Source organism: Clostridium sp. Marseille-P3244, assembly GCF_900120155.1.
GTDB lineage: Bacteria > Bacillota > Clostridia > Lachnospirales > Lachnospiraceae > Mediterraneibacter.
In genome coordinates, this window is sequence record NZ_LT635549.1 from 1695820 (window position 1) to 1712764 (window position 16945).

13 protein-coding genes are annotated in these 16945 nt (G+C 43.6%); all 13 read left to right on the top strand.

From position 1 onward, the window contains the following. The first annotated feature begins 11 nt into the window (after window positions 1–11). The 13 genes from BQ7367_RS09945 to BQ7367_RS10005 all read left to right on the top strand — a co-directional run bounded on the left by BQ7367_RS09945 (window position 12) and on the right by BQ7367_RS10005 (window position 16862). On the top strand, window positions 12–1424 hold the full coding sequence (locus BQ7367_RS09945; RefSeq protein WP_072525293.1) for a sugar transferase: 1413 nt from the start codon (window positions 12–14) through the stop codon (window positions 1422–1424). An 8-nt stretch (window positions 1425–1432) separates the two neighbouring features. Next, window positions 1433–2188: a WecB/TagA/CpsF family glycosyltransferase gene (locus BQ7367_RS09950; protein ID WP_072525294.1), complete on the top strand. Its 756-nt coding sequence runs from the start codon at window positions 1433–1435 to the stop codon at window positions 2186–2188. Beyond that, entirely contained in the window at window positions 2182–3405 is a 1224-nt protein-coding gene (locus tag BQ7367_RS09955; RefSeq protein ID WP_072525295.1) for a nucleotide sugar dehydrogenase, read from the top strand. Before BQ7367_RS09950 ends, BQ7367_RS09955 begins: the two co-directional genes overlap by 7 nt. A gap of 28 nt (window positions 3406–3433) precedes the next feature. Further along, a complete protein-coding gene (locus tag BQ7367_RS09960) occupies window positions 3434–4522 on the top strand; it encodes a glycosyltransferase family 4 protein (protein ID WP_083588919.1) in 1089 nt (362 codons plus the stop codon). Window positions 4523–4741: 219 nt separating this feature from the next. After that, a complete protein-coding gene (locus BQ7367_RS09965) occupies window positions 4742–5737 on the top strand; it encodes a glycosyltransferase family 2 protein (protein ID WP_159431649.1) in 996 nt (331 codons plus the stop codon). Window positions 5738–5859: 122 nt separating this feature from the next. Further along, window positions 5860–6804, top strand: coding sequence for a glycosyltransferase family 2 protein (locus tag BQ7367_RS09970; protein ID WP_072525297.1), 945 nt, complete (start codon window positions 5860–5862; stop codon window positions 6802–6804). Window positions 6805–6827: 23 nt separating this feature from the next. Then, entirely contained in the window at window positions 6828–7877 is a 1050-nt protein-coding gene (locus BQ7367_RS09975; RefSeq protein WP_207647043.1) for a glycosyltransferase family 2 protein, read from the top strand. A 10-nt stretch (window positions 7878–7887) separates the two neighbouring features. Next, window positions 7888–9426, top strand: coding sequence for a lipopolysaccharide biosynthesis protein (locus BQ7367_RS09980; protein WP_072525299.1), 1539 nt, complete (start codon window positions 7888–7890; stop codon window positions 9424–9426). Further along, complete coding sequence (locus BQ7367_RS09985) at window positions 9423–10502, top strand: polysaccharide pyruvyl transferase family protein (RefSeq protein WP_072525300.1); 1080 nt, start codon at window positions 9423–9425, stop codon at window positions 10500–10502. Before BQ7367_RS09980 ends, BQ7367_RS09985 begins: the two co-directional genes overlap by 4 nt. Continuing rightward, the gene (locus BQ7367_RS09990; RefSeq protein ID WP_159431650.1) at window positions 10486–12318 is read left to right on the top strand and encodes a DUF1919 domain-containing protein; all 1833 of its coding nucleotides are present in this window, start codon (window positions 10486–10488) and stop codon (window positions 12316–12318) included. The genes BQ7367_RS09985 and BQ7367_RS09990 overlap by 17 nt, the downstream gene beginning before the upstream one ends. After that, a complete protein-coding gene (locus tag BQ7367_RS09995; protein WP_072525302.1) occupies window positions 12318–13481 on the top strand; it encodes a Coenzyme F420 hydrogenase/dehydrogenase, beta subunit C-terminal domain in 1164 nt (387 codons plus the stop codon). Before BQ7367_RS09990 ends, BQ7367_RS09995 begins: the two co-directional genes overlap by 1 nt. A gap of 13 nt (window positions 13482–13494) precedes the next feature. Then, complete coding sequence (locus BQ7367_RS10000; protein WP_143142982.1) at window positions 13495–14655, top strand: polysaccharide pyruvyl transferase family protein; 1161 nt, start codon at window positions 13495–13497, stop codon at window positions 14653–14655. A gap of 41 nt (window positions 14656–14696) precedes the next feature. Continuing rightward, on the top strand, window positions 14697–16862 hold the full coding sequence (locus BQ7367_RS10005; RefSeq protein ID WP_072525304.1) for a C40 family peptidase: 2166 nt from the start codon (window positions 14697–14699) through the stop codon (window positions 16860–16862). Window positions 16863–16945: the final 83 nt, after the last annotated feature.

Here is a 16945-nt window from a genome sequence, read left to right on the forward strand (position 1 = left end):
GGATTGGACACATGGAAGCAAAGCAAATGCAGTTACAGAACTTTTTTATATTTATCATGGATTGCGTCTGTGTGGTCCTCAGTTATGTCCTTGCCAGTTACCTGCGGTTTGGTGACTTGTGGGGAGGCTATTCAAAAGGGATTGTTATTTTTCGAATCGGTGTTTTGCTTATGGCAATCACATTGATTTATTTTGTACTCAACCCTAACAGAAATTTTTTTAAACGCGGAAGGAAGCAGGAGGCTCTTCTGTCCTTCCGCAATGTTCTTGTAATGGGGGGAACCGTGAGTATGGCGGCATTCCTTATGCAGGATGCTCAGGATTATTCCAGGCTTGTTTACGGTTATTTCTGCTGTATTGATCTTGTGGTCATGTATACCAGTCATCAGTTGTACAAAAGATATATGAACAAAGTATACAGTAAGGGGATAGGAACACGGAACATCCTGATTTTGACCACGGAAGATAAGGCTTTGGATATCTGTGAAAATATCAGAGAGAACAATTCCTGGAATATGAATATTCAGGGATTTGTGCTGGCCGGCGACCATCATGTCAATGAGGTCGCCGGTGTCCCTGTTGTATGTGACTATAAGGATATGATGGGATATGTCATGGAAAATCTGGTGGATGAAGTGTTTATCCATCTGTCTTCTCAGTGTGACCTTCCGATTAAAGAAATCATCCAGGAACTGGAAGTGATGGGAATCACGGTAGAATTAAATATCAATGTGTTTGAACTGGAACTTCCCGCGCAGAGGCAGATCGAGCGGATCGGCAAGTATTATGCTGTGGCTTTTAGTCCGAGAATTCATTCCTTTAAACAGATCTTTTTTAAACGTGTGATGGATATTATAGGGGCGATCGTAGGACTGATGATTACGGCAGTAGTGACTGTTTTTCTGGCGCCACCTCTGCTGATCGAGTCACCTGGCCCGCTGTTTTTTTCTCAGGTCCGGGTAGGAAAGAACGGACGGCGTTTTCGTATTTACAAATTCCGGTCCATGTATGTGGATGCAGAAGCCAGGAAAAAAGAACTGATGGCCCAGAATGAGATGAAGGGCCCTATGTTTAAGATGGAACATGACCCCAGAATTACAAAAGTCGGACGGTTTATCAGAAAGACGAGCATTGACGAACTTCCCCAGTTCTGGAACATATTAAAAGGGGAGATGAGTCTGGTGGGCACCCGGCCGCCGACGGAAGAGGAATTCCGGCAGTATAAAGGTTATCACAGGAGAAGACTCAGTGCCACTCCGGGGCTGACCGGGCTCTGGCAGGTGAGTGGACGGAGCAATACAAAGGATTTTGAAGAGATTGTGGCAATGGATGTAGAGTATATTGACAACTGGTCGCTGAAAGAGGATATTAAGATTCTTTTCAAAACCGTTGGTGTAGTCCTGAAAGGAAAGGGAGCAAGTTAAAAGTGAGTATGAGGCAGAAACGATTTCCTATATTTAACACATATGTAGACGCTTTGACCATGGATGAGACTATAGAAGAGGTAGAGAAAATTATCCGTGAAAAGAAGCCCGTGCAGCATGTGGTGATAAATGCGTCAAAGGTTAATCTGATGCAGAAGGATAAAAATCTTACAAAGATCGTAAATGCGTGTCCTATTATAAACGCAGATGGAGCGTCGATTTTGTGGGCGGCAAAAATGCTGAATATCCCGGTAAAAGAAAGGGTAACAGGGATCGATCTTTTTTTAAATCTTGTAAAACTCGCGGACGCAAAAGGGTATAAGATTTTTCTCTTCGGGGCGAAAGAAGATGTGGTAAAAAAAGTAAAGGATATCTTCTGCCGAAAATATAAAAACCTCAATATTGTCGGGATTAGAAATGGTTACTTTTCGCCGGAAGAAGAGACAGAGATAGCGGAGCAGATCAGAGATGCCAAACCGGATATACTGTTCGTGGCTTTCTCTTCTCCCAAAAAGGAATACTGGATAAAGAAATACCTGGATATTATGAATGTTCCGTTCGTTATGGGTGTGGGAGGCAGCTTTGATGTAGTCGCAGGTGTGACAAGCCGGGCTCCCAGGTGGATGCAGGAGCATGGTCTTGAATGGTTCTACCGGTTTATCCAGGAACCAGGCAGGATGTGGAAGAGATATATCGTAGGGAACCTTAAGTTTGTTTTATTAACATTCAAAACTAAAATGAGAAGAGGGAAATACAAATGGTAAACGTAATAGGATTAGGATACATCGGTCTGCCGACAGCACTTATTCTGGCGGCAAACGGCGTTGAGGTGGTAGGAACAGATTATAATCCTGCGATCGTTGCAGAGCTGAATCATGGAAGAGTTACTTTTAAAGAGGAAGGACTGGATGAACTTTTTAAAAAGGCCGTTGCCCTGGGCATCAAGTTTTCTGATAAATATCAGAAAACAGATATTTATATTATCTCGGTTCCCACGCCCTATGATGCCGACAGTAAGAAGGTGGATGCCGAGTATGTCGTAAAAGCAGTGGAAAGCGTGCTGGAAGTATGTGAAAAGGGCGCTGTTATCGTAATAGAGTCAACGGTCTCTCCGGGAACAATTGATCGGTATATCCGCCCGGTTATTACAAAGAGAGGGCTGAAAACCGGGGAAGATATCCATCTGGCTCATGCTCCTGAGAGGATCATACCGGGGAATATGTTATATGAACTGAAGAACAACGCAAGGACGATAGGCGCGGACGAACCGGCCGTTGCCCAGCGGGTGAAAGAGCTGTATTCTTCATTCTGCAAGGCTGAGCTGGTATTGACAGATATACGAACGGCAGAGATGACAAAGGTCGTAGAGAATACGTTTCGGGATATCAATATTGCCTATGCGAATGAGCTGGCGAAAATATGCCGGTCAGACAACATGGATGTATATGAGATCATCCGCATAGCCAATAAACATCCGCGGGTCAATATCTTAAGCCCGGGTCCCGGAGTCGGAGGACATTGTATATCTGTGGATCCATGGTTTTTGGTAGGGGATTATCCGGGTCTGGCAAATATCATACTTGCAGCGAGGAAGATCAATGATTCCATGCCGGAATTCGTTTTGGAAAGAGTTCATGATATCATGCGTGAGCGGGAAATGACCGATGTAAGCCGCGTGGGACTGTACGGGCTCACCTATAAAGAAAATGTGGATGATACAAGAGAATCGCCGACTCTGCAGATGCTGGAATCCATGGAAAAACATCTGTGCGGCAACCTTGTAAAAGTTTATGATCCTTTTGTTAAAAAGGATATTGTGCCGAATCAGATGCACAGCCTGAAAGAATTTCTTGATGAAGTTGATCTTGTAGTGATCATGGTGGGACATGATGAGATCCGGGAGAATATGGAGCTGCTCAGAGGCAAGGTAGTTCTGGACACCCGTATGGTATGTACTCTGGAAGGAACCTACAGATTATAGCAGGGCAGGCTTCGGCAAAGGACAGGATATGGCAGGAAAGAAAATGATCAGGGTACTGATGTGTGGGAATCATCCTTCAAATAAAGGCGGGATGACCAGTGTGATCTCGCAGATCAGATCTTATGACTGGGAAAAGAAAAATATAAAAATGAAGTTTATCCCGACATTTTATCCGGGAAATACGATTATAAAATCGCTTTATTTTATGCTGTCGTATATCAGGATTCTTGTGATTATGGTTTTCTGGAGACCCGATATTGTCCATATGCATATGTCTTATAAGGGCAGTTTTCACAGAAAATTTCTGATCCACAGGCTGTGCAGACTGTTTGGGATCAAGGATATTATCCATCTGCACGGATCTGAATTCGAGAAGTGGTACGGGGAAGTCAATGTACAGACAAAAGAGAAGATCCGGACGCTTCTGAGAGAGAGCGGGGCCTTCTTTGTTCTGGGTGAACACTGGAAAAAAGTTGTGGAAACAATAGAGCCGTCGGTAAATGCGGTAATCCTCCGTAATGCGGTTCCGATTCCCGAAGATATGGTAAAATGGGATAATGACAGATGCCAGGTGCTGTATATGGGAGTGTTGATTCCGCGGAAAGGGATCGATATTCTGCTGAGGGCCTTCTGCAGATTAAAACATAACGGAAAACTCGGGAAACTCTGCCTGGCGATAGCCGGGACAGGGCCGGAAGAAGCTGCGCTGAAGACATACTGCCGCGAGAATGGCTTGGAGGATATTGTAAGCTTCTGCGGCTGGAAGAGCGGGAAGGAAAAGGCGGAGCTGATTCGGGAAAGTCAGATCGCGGTGATGCCTTCCTACAATGAAGGTCTTCCGATAGCAGTATTGGAAGAAATCAGTTACGGAATGCCGGTGATTGCCACTGATGTGGGAGATATGGCCGCTGCCGTACGGGATGGCGAGAACGGCTATCTGATCCGTCCGGGACAGGAAGAACCGCTGGCGGAAAAGCTGGCAGAAACTGCGGAGGAAGAATGCTTTTCCAGGATGTCACGGGCATCCAGGGAACTGGCGGAGAGAGAATATTCACAGGATCTGTTTTTTGAAAAGATTGTTGATAATTATAAGCAACTGAGCGGAGTAAAAGATTAGAGGCGGCCAGAGCAATCAGGATTTGATAGCACAGATTGAAAGGACAAGCGTATATTGTATTATAGTTTTCAAAAAGAATCCGGCTTGAAAATATATCAGGCGGATTCTTTTCAGCGACAGTACAGATTGCCGTACCATCCGGAACAGATGATCGTGAATCAGGATATTATGTGAAGATGTGAGCAGATCCAAGAAAAGAGGGAAAGGATGTATCAGCGAATGCCAGCAGGAGAAAACAGAAAGACAGCGGAAGTGAGCGTTATCATTCCTGTCTATAATTTGGAAAATCGTATAGAAAGCAGTGCCCGGTCTGTTCTGGATCAAACGATTCAAAATATCCAGGTGATATTGATAGATGACTGCTCAGAGGATGATTCTTATAAATGTTGTATTAAGTTAGCTTCAGAGGATAACAGGGTGGAGGTTTACCGCCATTCAGAAAACAGAGGTGTTTCTGCAGCGAGAAATACAGGGCTGCTTCATGCATCAGGAAAGTATATTCTTTTTGTGGACGGCGACGATATACTGGACAGAGATATGGTTTCTGTTCTGATCGGGTTAATGGAAGAAGAAGAGAATATTGATATGGCTGTTTGTGGCTATTATCTTAATGATGTGCCGCAGTATGGGCCAGAGAAAGAAAAGATCAGGATGGGACGTCTGCAGTGCGCAAAAGATATAGCCGGAGTCGGCGGGAGTCTTGTCAAAGGATATGCAGCTAATAAACTTTTTAAGCTGGATACAATTTTAGAAAATCAGCTGAAATTTGATGAGAATACGTATGTATGTGAAGATTCCCTCTTTTGCCTGCAGTATGTATGGCACTGCCGTTCAGTGAATTATGATCCTGTCTGTAAATATCATTATATCATCCATTCAGCGAGCGCAACTCACGGAAAAGTGACTCAGCGACGAATGAGCGTCATTGATACGTATCATAAAATTATTGAGACCGGAAAAATGTATGGAGATCAGGAACTGGACAGACAGCTAGAGGCAAATTATATGAACCACTATTTGTCCCTGCTGAAAGATATTGTAAAACAGTCTTCGGGAAAACAATGCGATTATGGCGAAAAATTGTATCCATATATCAGGGAAAATCGGAGAAAATACAGGAAAAATCCATATATTACATTAAAAAGAAAAGTATTGTTTGCTATTTTGTATGTGACATTCCCTTTGTGGAAGGCAATGCCTGATAGAGACAGATGATAAGCAGGGAATGAAGACATCGATAATCCGAGCATGAGCCGAAAAGTATAAGCAGGCATAAATTGCAAGGAAAAGTATTCTGTGTTATTATATCAGCGTTTAGATATGATAAGGAGAAACGAATGGAAGAGCTGATCAGTATTATTATTCCTGTCTATAAAGTCGAAAAGTATCTTCCGAGATGTATAGAGTCGGTTGCTGCTCAGACGTATAAAAACATCGAGATTATTCTTGTTGATGATGGCTCTCCGGACAGGTGCCCTGAAATCTGTGATGAGTATGCGCAAAAGGACAGCAGGATCACAGTCATACACAAGGAAAACGGCGGACTTTCGGATGCCAGAAACACAGGGATTGAAGCTGCCCATGGAAGGTATCTTGGGTTTGTAGATTCAGATGATTACATTCATCCGGATATGTATCAAAAACTTTATGAGGCACTCCTGGCAGAAAAAACGGATGCTGCTGTCTGCGGCATAGAGAGAGTCGACTGTACAGATTACCAGATCAAACGTATTGAGGACAAAGAAGTTCATGTATATACGGGGCTTCAGGCGGTAAGAAATATACTGGATAAAGATCTGCATGTTGTGAGCGTGATTGCCTGTGGAAAATTGTATAAAAGAAGTCTGTTTGAGCAGGTGCGTTTTCCGGTGAGAAAACTTCATGAAGATGAATTTACCACCTACCGGGTGTTTTATCAATGCAGAAAGGTAGTTTATCTGAGCGGCAGATATTATTATTATTTTCAGAGACAAAACAGCATTATGGGAACCAGGAAATATGTCTTTTCCTATGATGGTCTTGAAGCATATGAACAGATGGCTGACTTTTTTGCCGGCACCGGCGACATGGACCTCTTCTATCTTATAAAGTATAAATATCTGTATATGCTCAAAGAGGCTGCTGTCAGACTAAAGAAAAGCAGCGATAAAAGTGCGACGGGTCTGGCAGAGAAGCTGGATGAGAAATACCGGATTGAATATAAGAAATATATATCTAAAATACAGGGCTGTAAAAGAAAACTGAGATTATGGTTATACAGACGGCTGAGAATCAGTGTATAGATTCATCTGGGAAGGCGGATGTAATGATGAAAGAGAAACCGCTTGTTTCTGTGATCGTACCGATCTATAAAGTAGAACAATATATAGTGAAAAGTGTTGAGAGTATCATCAATCAGACGTACCGCAATCTTGAGATTATTCTGGTGGATGACGGGTCTCCTGACGCCTGTGGGGATATCGCAGATGAGTTTGCGGGAAAAGATGCCAGAATCAGAGTGATCCACAAAAAAAACGGCGGACTTTCGGATGCCAGAAATGCAGGTCTGAAAGTGGCGTCCGGTGAGTATATCTATTTTTTTGACAGTGATGATTTAGTGGATATAAAACTTTTGGAGACAGCTCTGCAGCCATATTTAACGACACAGACTGATCTTGTCTGCTTTAATTATGTGACTGTCGACGAGATCAGCGGTGATGAGAAAAAAACTACGTTCAGGCCCGAAGAATACCGATGGAGAGGAAAACGGACGAATCTGTCCATCAGAGAATACCTGGGATACAGAATGGGGTACTGTGTCTGGAATAAGTTATACAGGGCAGACATTATCCGGGAACATGAAATAAGTTTTGAAGATAATTCGAAGATATTTTCGGAGGATATCTGCTTTAATTTATATTATCTTTTCTATTGTCACAGTGTCCAGGTTATTCCGGATTATTTATACTATTATTTATATAGACAGACGTCTATTATGGGAAAAAGTAAAAAAGAGCCAAGGCTGGACCAGTTTATTGAACTGAGCAAATGCTACAATGCCTATCTGCTCCGAAGTCATGAAAGATCGGAAATGCTGTATTTTCAGGAAATCGTATTCAGTGAACTGATGAAACTGCAGCTGAGGAAGGTCAACAGCGAGGAAAGGCCATTTTGGGTAGAGAAGATCAAGGATAAGAAGTTTTTTTATGAAAACAGTGAACGGGCAGTCCGCCGGATTGACAAATGGATAAAAGTATACGGACTTTTTACTGGAATAAAGCGATGGATGGGAGCGGCCGAATGTTATTACAGTGATAACGAAAGCCGTGGCCTCCGGACTTTGAGACATATTGCCTCCAGGTTAAAGAAAAATTAGAGGAACACATATGGGAAACAAAAAAAGATTTGTGACGAATATGGCTGCCCAGCTCCTGAGTTTTATAGTCAATCTGGGCATAAATTTTTTCCTGTCCCGATACATTGTCAATGTGATCGGGAAGGAAGTATACGGGTTTGTAGGCCTCGCAAATAACTTTACAAGCTATGCCCAGATTTTTACGGTTGCTTTCAATGCCATGCTGAGCCGTTATGTGACGGTAAAGCTGGTAAGAGGCGAACCGGAAGAGGCAAACAGGTATCTGTCCTCTGTTACGATCTGCAATGTTGTAATTTCAGCAGTACTGCTTATTCCATCTGCTCTGCTCTGCTGTTTTATGCAGTATCTGATAGAAGTGCCGGTACAGCATATGTTTGACATAAAGATCCTCTGGTTTTTACTGTTTCTTGGGTTTCTGATACAGCTGGGCACAAATACATTCCAGACATGCTTTTTTGCGTCAAACCGTCTGGACCTGTCTGCAAGGCGTTCGCTGGAAAATTATATTCTGCGGGCAGTAATTTTGGTTATAGCTTTTTCTTTTTTTCAGCCGCATATATGGTATGTCGGCCTGGCTTCTATCATTTGTGCCGTCTGTCTGGCAATCTTCAACTGGTACTATATGAAGAAGCTGACACCTTCCCTTCGGATCAGGAAAAGTCTTTTTTCAGCCAGATATGTAAAAGAACTGGTCAAAGTCGGAATCTGGAACTCAATTAATCAGTTGAGCCAGCTGCTGCTGAATGGATTTGATCTCCTGATCACCAATATTTTCATTGGCTCTTCAGAAATGGGAATGTTGTCCATTGCAAAATCTATCCCCACACAGCTTCTGTCATTTATAGGGACTGTATCGAACGTTTTTTCACCGCGGATGACGATTATATATGCCTCAGGAGATAAAAAAGCCTTTCTGCAGGAGACTTCTTTTGCAATGAGAGTGTGTGGAGCGCTGTGTTCTGTGCCTCTTATCGGATTTGTCATATTTGGCAGGCCTTTTTATACTCTCTGGATGAGCAGTCTGTCAGAAGCCGAAGTAATGCAGGTACAGATCCTGTCGATACTGACCCTGCTTCCGACAATTTTCAGTGTATACATCTATCCTCTGTATAATGTAAATACGATTACATGTAAACTGAAGATCCCTGTTCTGGTTTCCTGCGGGATCGGGGTGCTGAACCTTATCATCGTATATATATTGCTGAATACCACGGATCTGGGAATATATGCCGTAGCAGGAGTGAGTTCCGTGCTGCTGCTATTCAGGGTGTTGATTTTTGTTCCAATATATGCAGCGCATAATGTAGAAGAACATATGCTGACATTTTATCCTCCCCTGCTTAGAGGCATTGTTTCCAGCGTGCTTATGATTGTGGTATTCCGATTTGTTTTAAGTATTTATACGATATCAAACTGGATCAGTCTGATCTGTATGGCGGCATTTTGTGGAATTATCGGTTATGCAGTAAATTATTATATTGTATTCAGCAGAGAGGAACGAAAAAAACTTCTGGTATTGTTAAGAGAAAAGATAGGGAGAAAAAGATGAAAATAGGGATAGTGACCGTCCACGATTCGAATAATTACGGGTCTTTCCTTCAGGCATATGCGCTTCAGAGAGTTTTTCAGGACATGGGACATGAGGTATATTTCGCAGTGACCCGGAGGAAAGAATTTGTCAAAGGCACTTATATTCCGGCAATCTCTTTAAAAAAGCTGATCAGGCACCCGGTTCAGACGTTAAAAAACAGACAAAGTGGCATATTAAAGTGGAAGGCATTTCTGGAAGACCAGAAAGTTTTCAGGGAGATCAGCGGCGAAGAACTGGATCAGATGGATTGCGTTGTCCTTGGAAGCGATGAGATATGGAATGTTCAGGTACGCTCATTCCAGAATCCGATTTTTTACGGGAGAGGACAGACAAAGGCTGTTGCTTACGGGGTCAGTGTTGGGAGAGCGACATATGAGGATATCACCAAATACCCGGAACTTGTTCAGGACATCCGGCAGATCCGCAGTATTATGGTAAGAGATACCAGGACCCAGAGTATTATAGAAAAAATTTGCAGTTTTATACCGGAGACAGTCTGTGATCCTACTTTTCTCGTTCCCAGAACAATATTTAAGAGCACGGAGAAGAGATCAAGATATATTTCTGAATCCTATCTGCTGATCTATTCTTATTCCATCAGCCGGGAACTTCAGGATAAGATCCAGGAATTTGCACGTGCCAATGGCCTGAAGACGGTATCAGCCTGCTTTTATTACAGCTGGGCTGACTATAATATCATGTGCGGTCCGTTGGAATTCTGCAGGATAATCGAAGAGGCCGATTATGTGATTACGACTACCTTCCATGGAACGATTTTTTCAGTTTTGAATGAGAAGCAGTTTGTCAGCCTTCCGGCCAGCATTAAGACGAACGATCTGCTGGTTCGGCTGGGTATGGAAGAAAGGCTTATAGAAAACAGTACAGATTTGAGTACAATTCAGGAACTTCTGCAGAAGCGGATGATCGACTATGGAAAAGTGAACTGCAGGATCTCTGAAATGAGAGAAAACTCTCTTGCTTTGCTGAAAAAAAGTATGGAAAGCACGGTGAATGAGTATGGCAAAACTTTGTGATCCAGATAAATGTACAGGCTGCGGAGCCTGCGCCAATATATGCCCGGTGCAGTGTATCGCGATGAAGACCGGACGGGGAGGGTACCTTCTTCCGAAAATACAGAAGGAACGCTGCATTGAGTGTGGAAGATGTGCTCGGACGTGTCCAGAATTGAATCCGGTCGATCTGCACAGTCCTGTGCAGGTACTTGCGGCGTGCGGGAAACAGGACGAGGAGAGGGCAAAAGGAGCGTCAGGAGGCATCGCGGGAGTGTTCTATGAGCAGTTCCTGAAGGCAGGCGGCATTGTTTACGGCGTGGCATTTAACGGGGAACAGCTGGCTGTCTTTGAGAGGAAAGAGCCAGGAGACGATATAGAAGGCTTCAGGGGATCCAAGTATGTGGGAAGCCTGATGGGGGATATCTATCTGAAAGTACAGGATGATCTTAAGAGCGGAAGAAACGTGCTGTTTATCGGCATGGGATGCCAGATCGCGGGACTGCTGAATTTCCTTGCTGCAAAATATGATAATCTCATCACCGTGGATATTTTGTGTCATGGGATGCCGTCTCATCTTTACTTTAAAGAATATATAGCGGAAATGGAAAAAAACAGAAAATCAGCAGTTCAGGATATTTCTTTCCGAGAGAATAATATCTTCCGGCTGAGATGCGTTTTCCCCGAGTCTGCCTATGAATGCAGGGCAAAATATGACAGATATTATGCGGGTTACACCTCCATGCTTTTCTACAGGGACAGCTGCTATACATGCAGATATGCAGGGACAGAGAGATGCGCGGACATTACGATCGGAGATTTCTGGGGATATAGAAATGACAAAAGACTGGCGCCGGGGGAGCTGGGAATTTCCATGATATTATTGAATACAAAGAAGGGAACGGAATTTTTTAAGTCGGTAAAAGGTCAGATAAATGCTGTCGGATCCACACTTGAGAGAGCTGTATCGGTGAATTCTCAGTTGAGAGAGCCCTCACCTCTGCATCCGCTGAGAAAAGAGTTTATAGACACATATGAAGCCTTTGGGTTTGAGACTGCATCCAGAAAAGTGATCGGAAAGATCATATGGAAAAACAGAGCAGACACCGTCAGTGCCCGGATCAGGAGGTTCCTTACACTGCCATACCGCGTCCTCAGGAAAATAAAAATAAAAGCAGTTCGGATGTTCGGGAAAAAGAATGTCGGGAAATTAGTGAGAGAAAAATGGAGAAACCGGCACGAGAGACAAAAACTGCGCAATACAGACTTTACAATACTTTCCAATACATGTATTGGCGGCGTGATCAGCCATGATATGGGGTTGCAATTTTTGTCCCCAACAGTTAATCTGTATATGCGGCCGGAAGATTTTGTGAAGTTCATGAGCAATCTGGAACATTATCTGTCTGCCGAACTGGTGGAAACAGTAAATCCTGCCCCATATCCGGTGGGAAAACTGGATGACCTGGTCTTATATCTGAAACATTACAGCTCATTCGAAGAGGCAAAGGAAAAATGGGATGAGCGGAAAAAGAGGATAAATTATAAAAATATATATGTCATGATGACAGACCGGGATTTCATACCGCCGGACAGGGAGAGATGGGCCTGTGGGCGCGAGGTGCTGGAAGAATTCTCCCGGCTTCCTTATCGAAAAGTTTGTTTTACAGGAGAGAGATATCCTGACTTAAAGTGCTGCAGGCAGGTAGCAAAAAACAAAGACGGGAATTGCGTCAATATTATTACGGACATTGTTTCCTATTCAGGAAAAAGACTGTATCAGTATGCAGATCAGTTTGATTATATCGAGTGGCTTAATACTCAGGAGGGAAATCATTAATGGAAATAGCAGATTTGAGTATGTGCAGCGGCTGCGGAGCATGCGTGGCTTGTTGCCCGGCAGGGGCAGTAGATTTTATGACGGATAAACTCAGTCGTCGGATTCCGGAGATCGACGCTTCCAGATGTATTAATTGTGGTCTCTGTGTAAAGACCTGCCCGATCAATCAGGAATATTTTATTCCGGAACAGGCGAAAGGGAAATGCTATGCCATGCAGGCGAAGGATAGAGAGAAGATCACAGGATGTGCCTCCGGCGGAGTAGCGACACTGATTTCCAGGCATATCATTGAACAGGGAGGACATGTTTTCGGATGCAGGTTCAATGAAGCTGTGGAACTGGAGTTTACGGAATGCAGCACACTGGAAGATCTGGAGACGATAAAAGGGTCAAAATATGTTCAGAGTGATCTTACCTGTTGCTATCAACAGATTCGAAAGAGGCTGGAAGATGGAAAAAAAGTGCTGGTGATCGGTGTGCCCTGTCAGATTGCAGGAGTAAAAGGATATTTGAAAAAGGAATATGACAATCTCCTGCTGATCGACTTGATCTGCCATGGGACACCGCCGATTGAATACCTGCAGGATCATTTGAAGAAATATAAAAAAGAGAAGCTGCAGGAGATCCGTTTCCGTGACAAAGGCGGCTTTATCCTTACCCTTTCGGACCGTTCAGGAAGACAAATTTATACTGCAAGGGCAAAAAGAGATGAATATTATTATGGATTTTTACAGGGACTGACTTACAGAGAGAATTGTTATAAATGTCCATATGCGTCAACAAAGAGGGTATCCGATATCACAATCGGAGATTTCTGGGGCCTGAACAAAGAAACATTGGTTCGGGAATATGAAGGTCCGATATCTGTGGGAATCATAAATACGGAAAAAGGCGAGGCTTTATTTGAACGGGTCAAGGATTCTTTTATCTGGGAGGAACGAGAATTGGCTGAGGCAGTCTCGGGAAATGATCAGCTGAATCGGCCAATGCAGACCGATCTGCATGACAGGAAGGTTTTCTGCGACTATTATCCAGAGGTGGGTTATGACCGTGCATTCAGGAAAACGAAGGCTTATAAGCAGACGGTCCGAAAGGAAAAGATCAAATATTGTCTGAAGCGGACGGCATTAGGGCAAGGTCTTTGTCGACTGTGGAAAAAGTAAAGGAATATCAGAGGTGGAACCATTGAAGATAGGGATCATGACAATGCAGAGAATACGGAACTACGGTTCCTATCTGCAGGCTTACGGGCTGAAGAAACTAATTGAGGGACTGGGGCATAAAGTTGTATTTGTAGATTATAAAACAGAACCTCCGGCAGAAGTAATCGGTACTTTAAAGGCAAACAAGTATTACAGAGTCCTGAAAAGTATATGGCGAAAGATCAGAATAGGGAAAAATAAACTGATACGTATGTTCAGGAGTGAGAAAAGTTCGGAGTTTTCCCGTTTTATAGAAACGTTTGAAAAACAATATCTGAGAGAGCTTGGCGTACCCAAAGAAAGGCAGTACAGAACGGAAGTGGATGTTCTGGTGATCGGAAGCGATGAGGTTTTTAACTGTACTCAGGGTGATGGGGTTGGATTTTCCAGACAATTGTTTGGTGCCGAGAACCGTGCGGGAAAGGTTATCAGCTACGCGGCATCTTTTGGGAATACTACTCTGGAGAAACTGGAGAAAAACAAGATCAGGGAAGAAGTACAGCGTCTACTGAAAGGGTTTTCAGCATTGTCAGTGAGAGACCGGAATTCTTTTGAGATCGTAAAAACTCTGACTGGTAAAGAACCTGAATTGAATCTGGATCCGGTTCTGATCTATGATTTTCAGGAAGATATCCAGGATATGGTAACGGAGGAAGGGTATATCATTGTATATGCCTACAACAACCGTATTTCGGAGGAAGAAGGAAGGGCCATATGCGATTTTGCCCGGGCCCGCGGCAAGAAATTAATAGCCATAAGCGGAGAGCAGTCTTTCTGTGATGAATATGTTTACTGTAAACCTCTGCAAATGCTTTCCTATTTTAAACATGCGGATTATGTGATCACGGATACGTTCCACGGAACAATTTTTTCTGTCATAAACCATAGGAAATTTGCAACTCTGGTCAGAAGAGATGAAGATGCAAAAGGATATGGAAATCAGGAAAAGCTGGGATATCTGCTGGAAAAACTGGGTTTGAAGAGCCGCCGAGTCGATAATATCAAGGAGCTGCCGGAGATCCTGGATCAGGAAATTGATTACAGGGAAGTGGATATGCTTCTGGAAAAAGAGCGTAGGCGTACACTCGAATACTTGAAGAGTCATCTGACGGGTTACTGTATAGAAAAAGCGTAGGATGGGCATTAAATATAATTTGACAAAAGGAGAAAAAGAAAATGAAAAAGTGGAGAAAAAAATGTTTTATTTCAGCCCTTCTGTTGAGCATGGTACTGTGCTTTGACAGTATTGACAGCTATGCGGACGGCGATGGAACGCAGGTGCCAGAGGTAGAGAAAAGCCAGGATTCTACAGGTTCAGAAGAAAGCAAAGATACTCTTATTTCGGGACAGCAGCCTGAGGAGGAAATTGAGACGGCAGAATCTGATGGCCTTCTGGAGATACCATCTGCCAATTCGGATCAGGAGAGTGTATACGGAACTGTTGAGGCATATGCGGTACAGACCGGATGGGTCACTTCAGGCGGCAGTACATATTATTATGATGAAACCGGGAATCCGGTCTGTGACACAGGTCTTAAAATAGATGGATATTGGTATTATTTTGGCAGTGACGGTGCAATGTATCAGGCGGAGTGGAGAGAAAAAGAAGGGGGCTACTATTATTATGACGGGAATGGCCATCTTTTGACCGGCCAGGGGATTCAGATCGGAGATAAGTGGTATTATCTTACTACAAGCGGGAGAAGGCTTCAGAATGAATTCAGACAGAAAGGCGAGGATACATTTTATTATGATGAGAATGGTTGCCTGGTCAAAAATGTCGAACTCATGATTCAGGGAGAATATTATGTTTTCAAAAGCAATGGAGCGGCACTGGAGGGATGGTATGAGACGACAGAGGGCAGGTTCTATCATACACAGGATGGGAGCCGTGCGGTGAATGAGGGTATAAAAGAGGGCAGTTACTGGTATTATTTTGGCAGTGACGGTCTGATGTATCGGTCAGAGTGGAGGGAAAAAGAAGGAGGTTATTATTATTACGACGAGAATGGTCATCTTTTGAGCGGTCAGGGAATCAAACTGGAGGACAAATGGTATTACCTCACATCGAGCGGAAGACGTCTGCAGAGTGAATTCAGACAGAAAGGGGAAGATCTGTTCTATTATGACGAGAATGGCTGGCTTGTGAAGAATGTAGAATTGATCATCAATGGAGAACATTATAAATTTCTGAGCAGCGGAGCAGCACATAATGGATGGTATGATACGGAAAACGGAAAATACTATTATACGGACGATGGGAGCAGGGCAGCTAATGAAGGGATAAAGATAGACAATTACTGGTACTATTTTGGCGAGTCGGGCATACTGCAGACAAACTGGTGGCGTCAGAAAGGCGGAGACTGGTTTTATTATGATGATGAGGGAAGGCTGCTTGTCAATCAGAGTCTGAATGAAAACGGAAACTGGTACTATTTTGGAAGTTCAGGAGCCATGTTTTGCAATGAATTCCGGCAGAAAGAAGGCAAGTGGTATTATTATAATGAATCCGGGCATCTGGTCTCTGATACAGAGATGGATATAGATGGATATCATTATATATTCCAGTCATCCGGCGCTGCGTTTGCCGGACTGCTGGACAGAGACGGGAAAGTATATTTATATGATGAATATGGCCGCTTAGCTCAGGACAGGGGCGCAAAAGTCGGAGCATACTGGTATTATGGAAACAGCTCCGGTGAGATATACAGAAACTGGTGGAGAGACAAAGCTGGCGGATGGTACTATTATGATTCCGACGGACGCCTGGCAGTAAATAAGGGACTTAAAATTGACGGCTACTGGTACTATTTTACGAATACCGGAGCCATGCTCAGAGGTTGGAGAGAAAAAGGCGGCAAGTGGTTCTATTATGATGAACAGGGGCACTTGGTTGTCGGTACGACTATTATTATCGATGGAAAGGAGTATCAGTTTGCAAGTGACGGAAGCTGGATCGTTCCCATTGACGAAAAGATAGCTGAGATTATGGCATACACCTATGTTCCTTATGTGAGCGGCGGAGCGAGTCCAATGGGATGGGACTGCAGCGGATTTACTCAATGGGCTTTGGGCTATCTGGGAGTAAGCATTCCCAGGGTCTCATATGATCAGGCGGCCGGTGGAACCTGGGTGGATCCGTCGAATATGGCATCATGGAAACCGGGAGATATCCTTGTATATTCGTCAGATATATATGCAAGCCATGTGGCACTTTACCTTGGGGACGGCATGCTGATGCATTCACTGAATGAAAACTTCGGGACGATCATACAAAGTGTAGAGTACTATGAGTGGTGGGATACAGGCACATATCTGTCGGGTGTCCGAAGATATTTATAATGCGTACTGTATCAGAGCGGTATATTAATAGAGCAGTGCGAGAAAAAGCAGTTTGAAACTGGAAATCCATTATATTATAAATA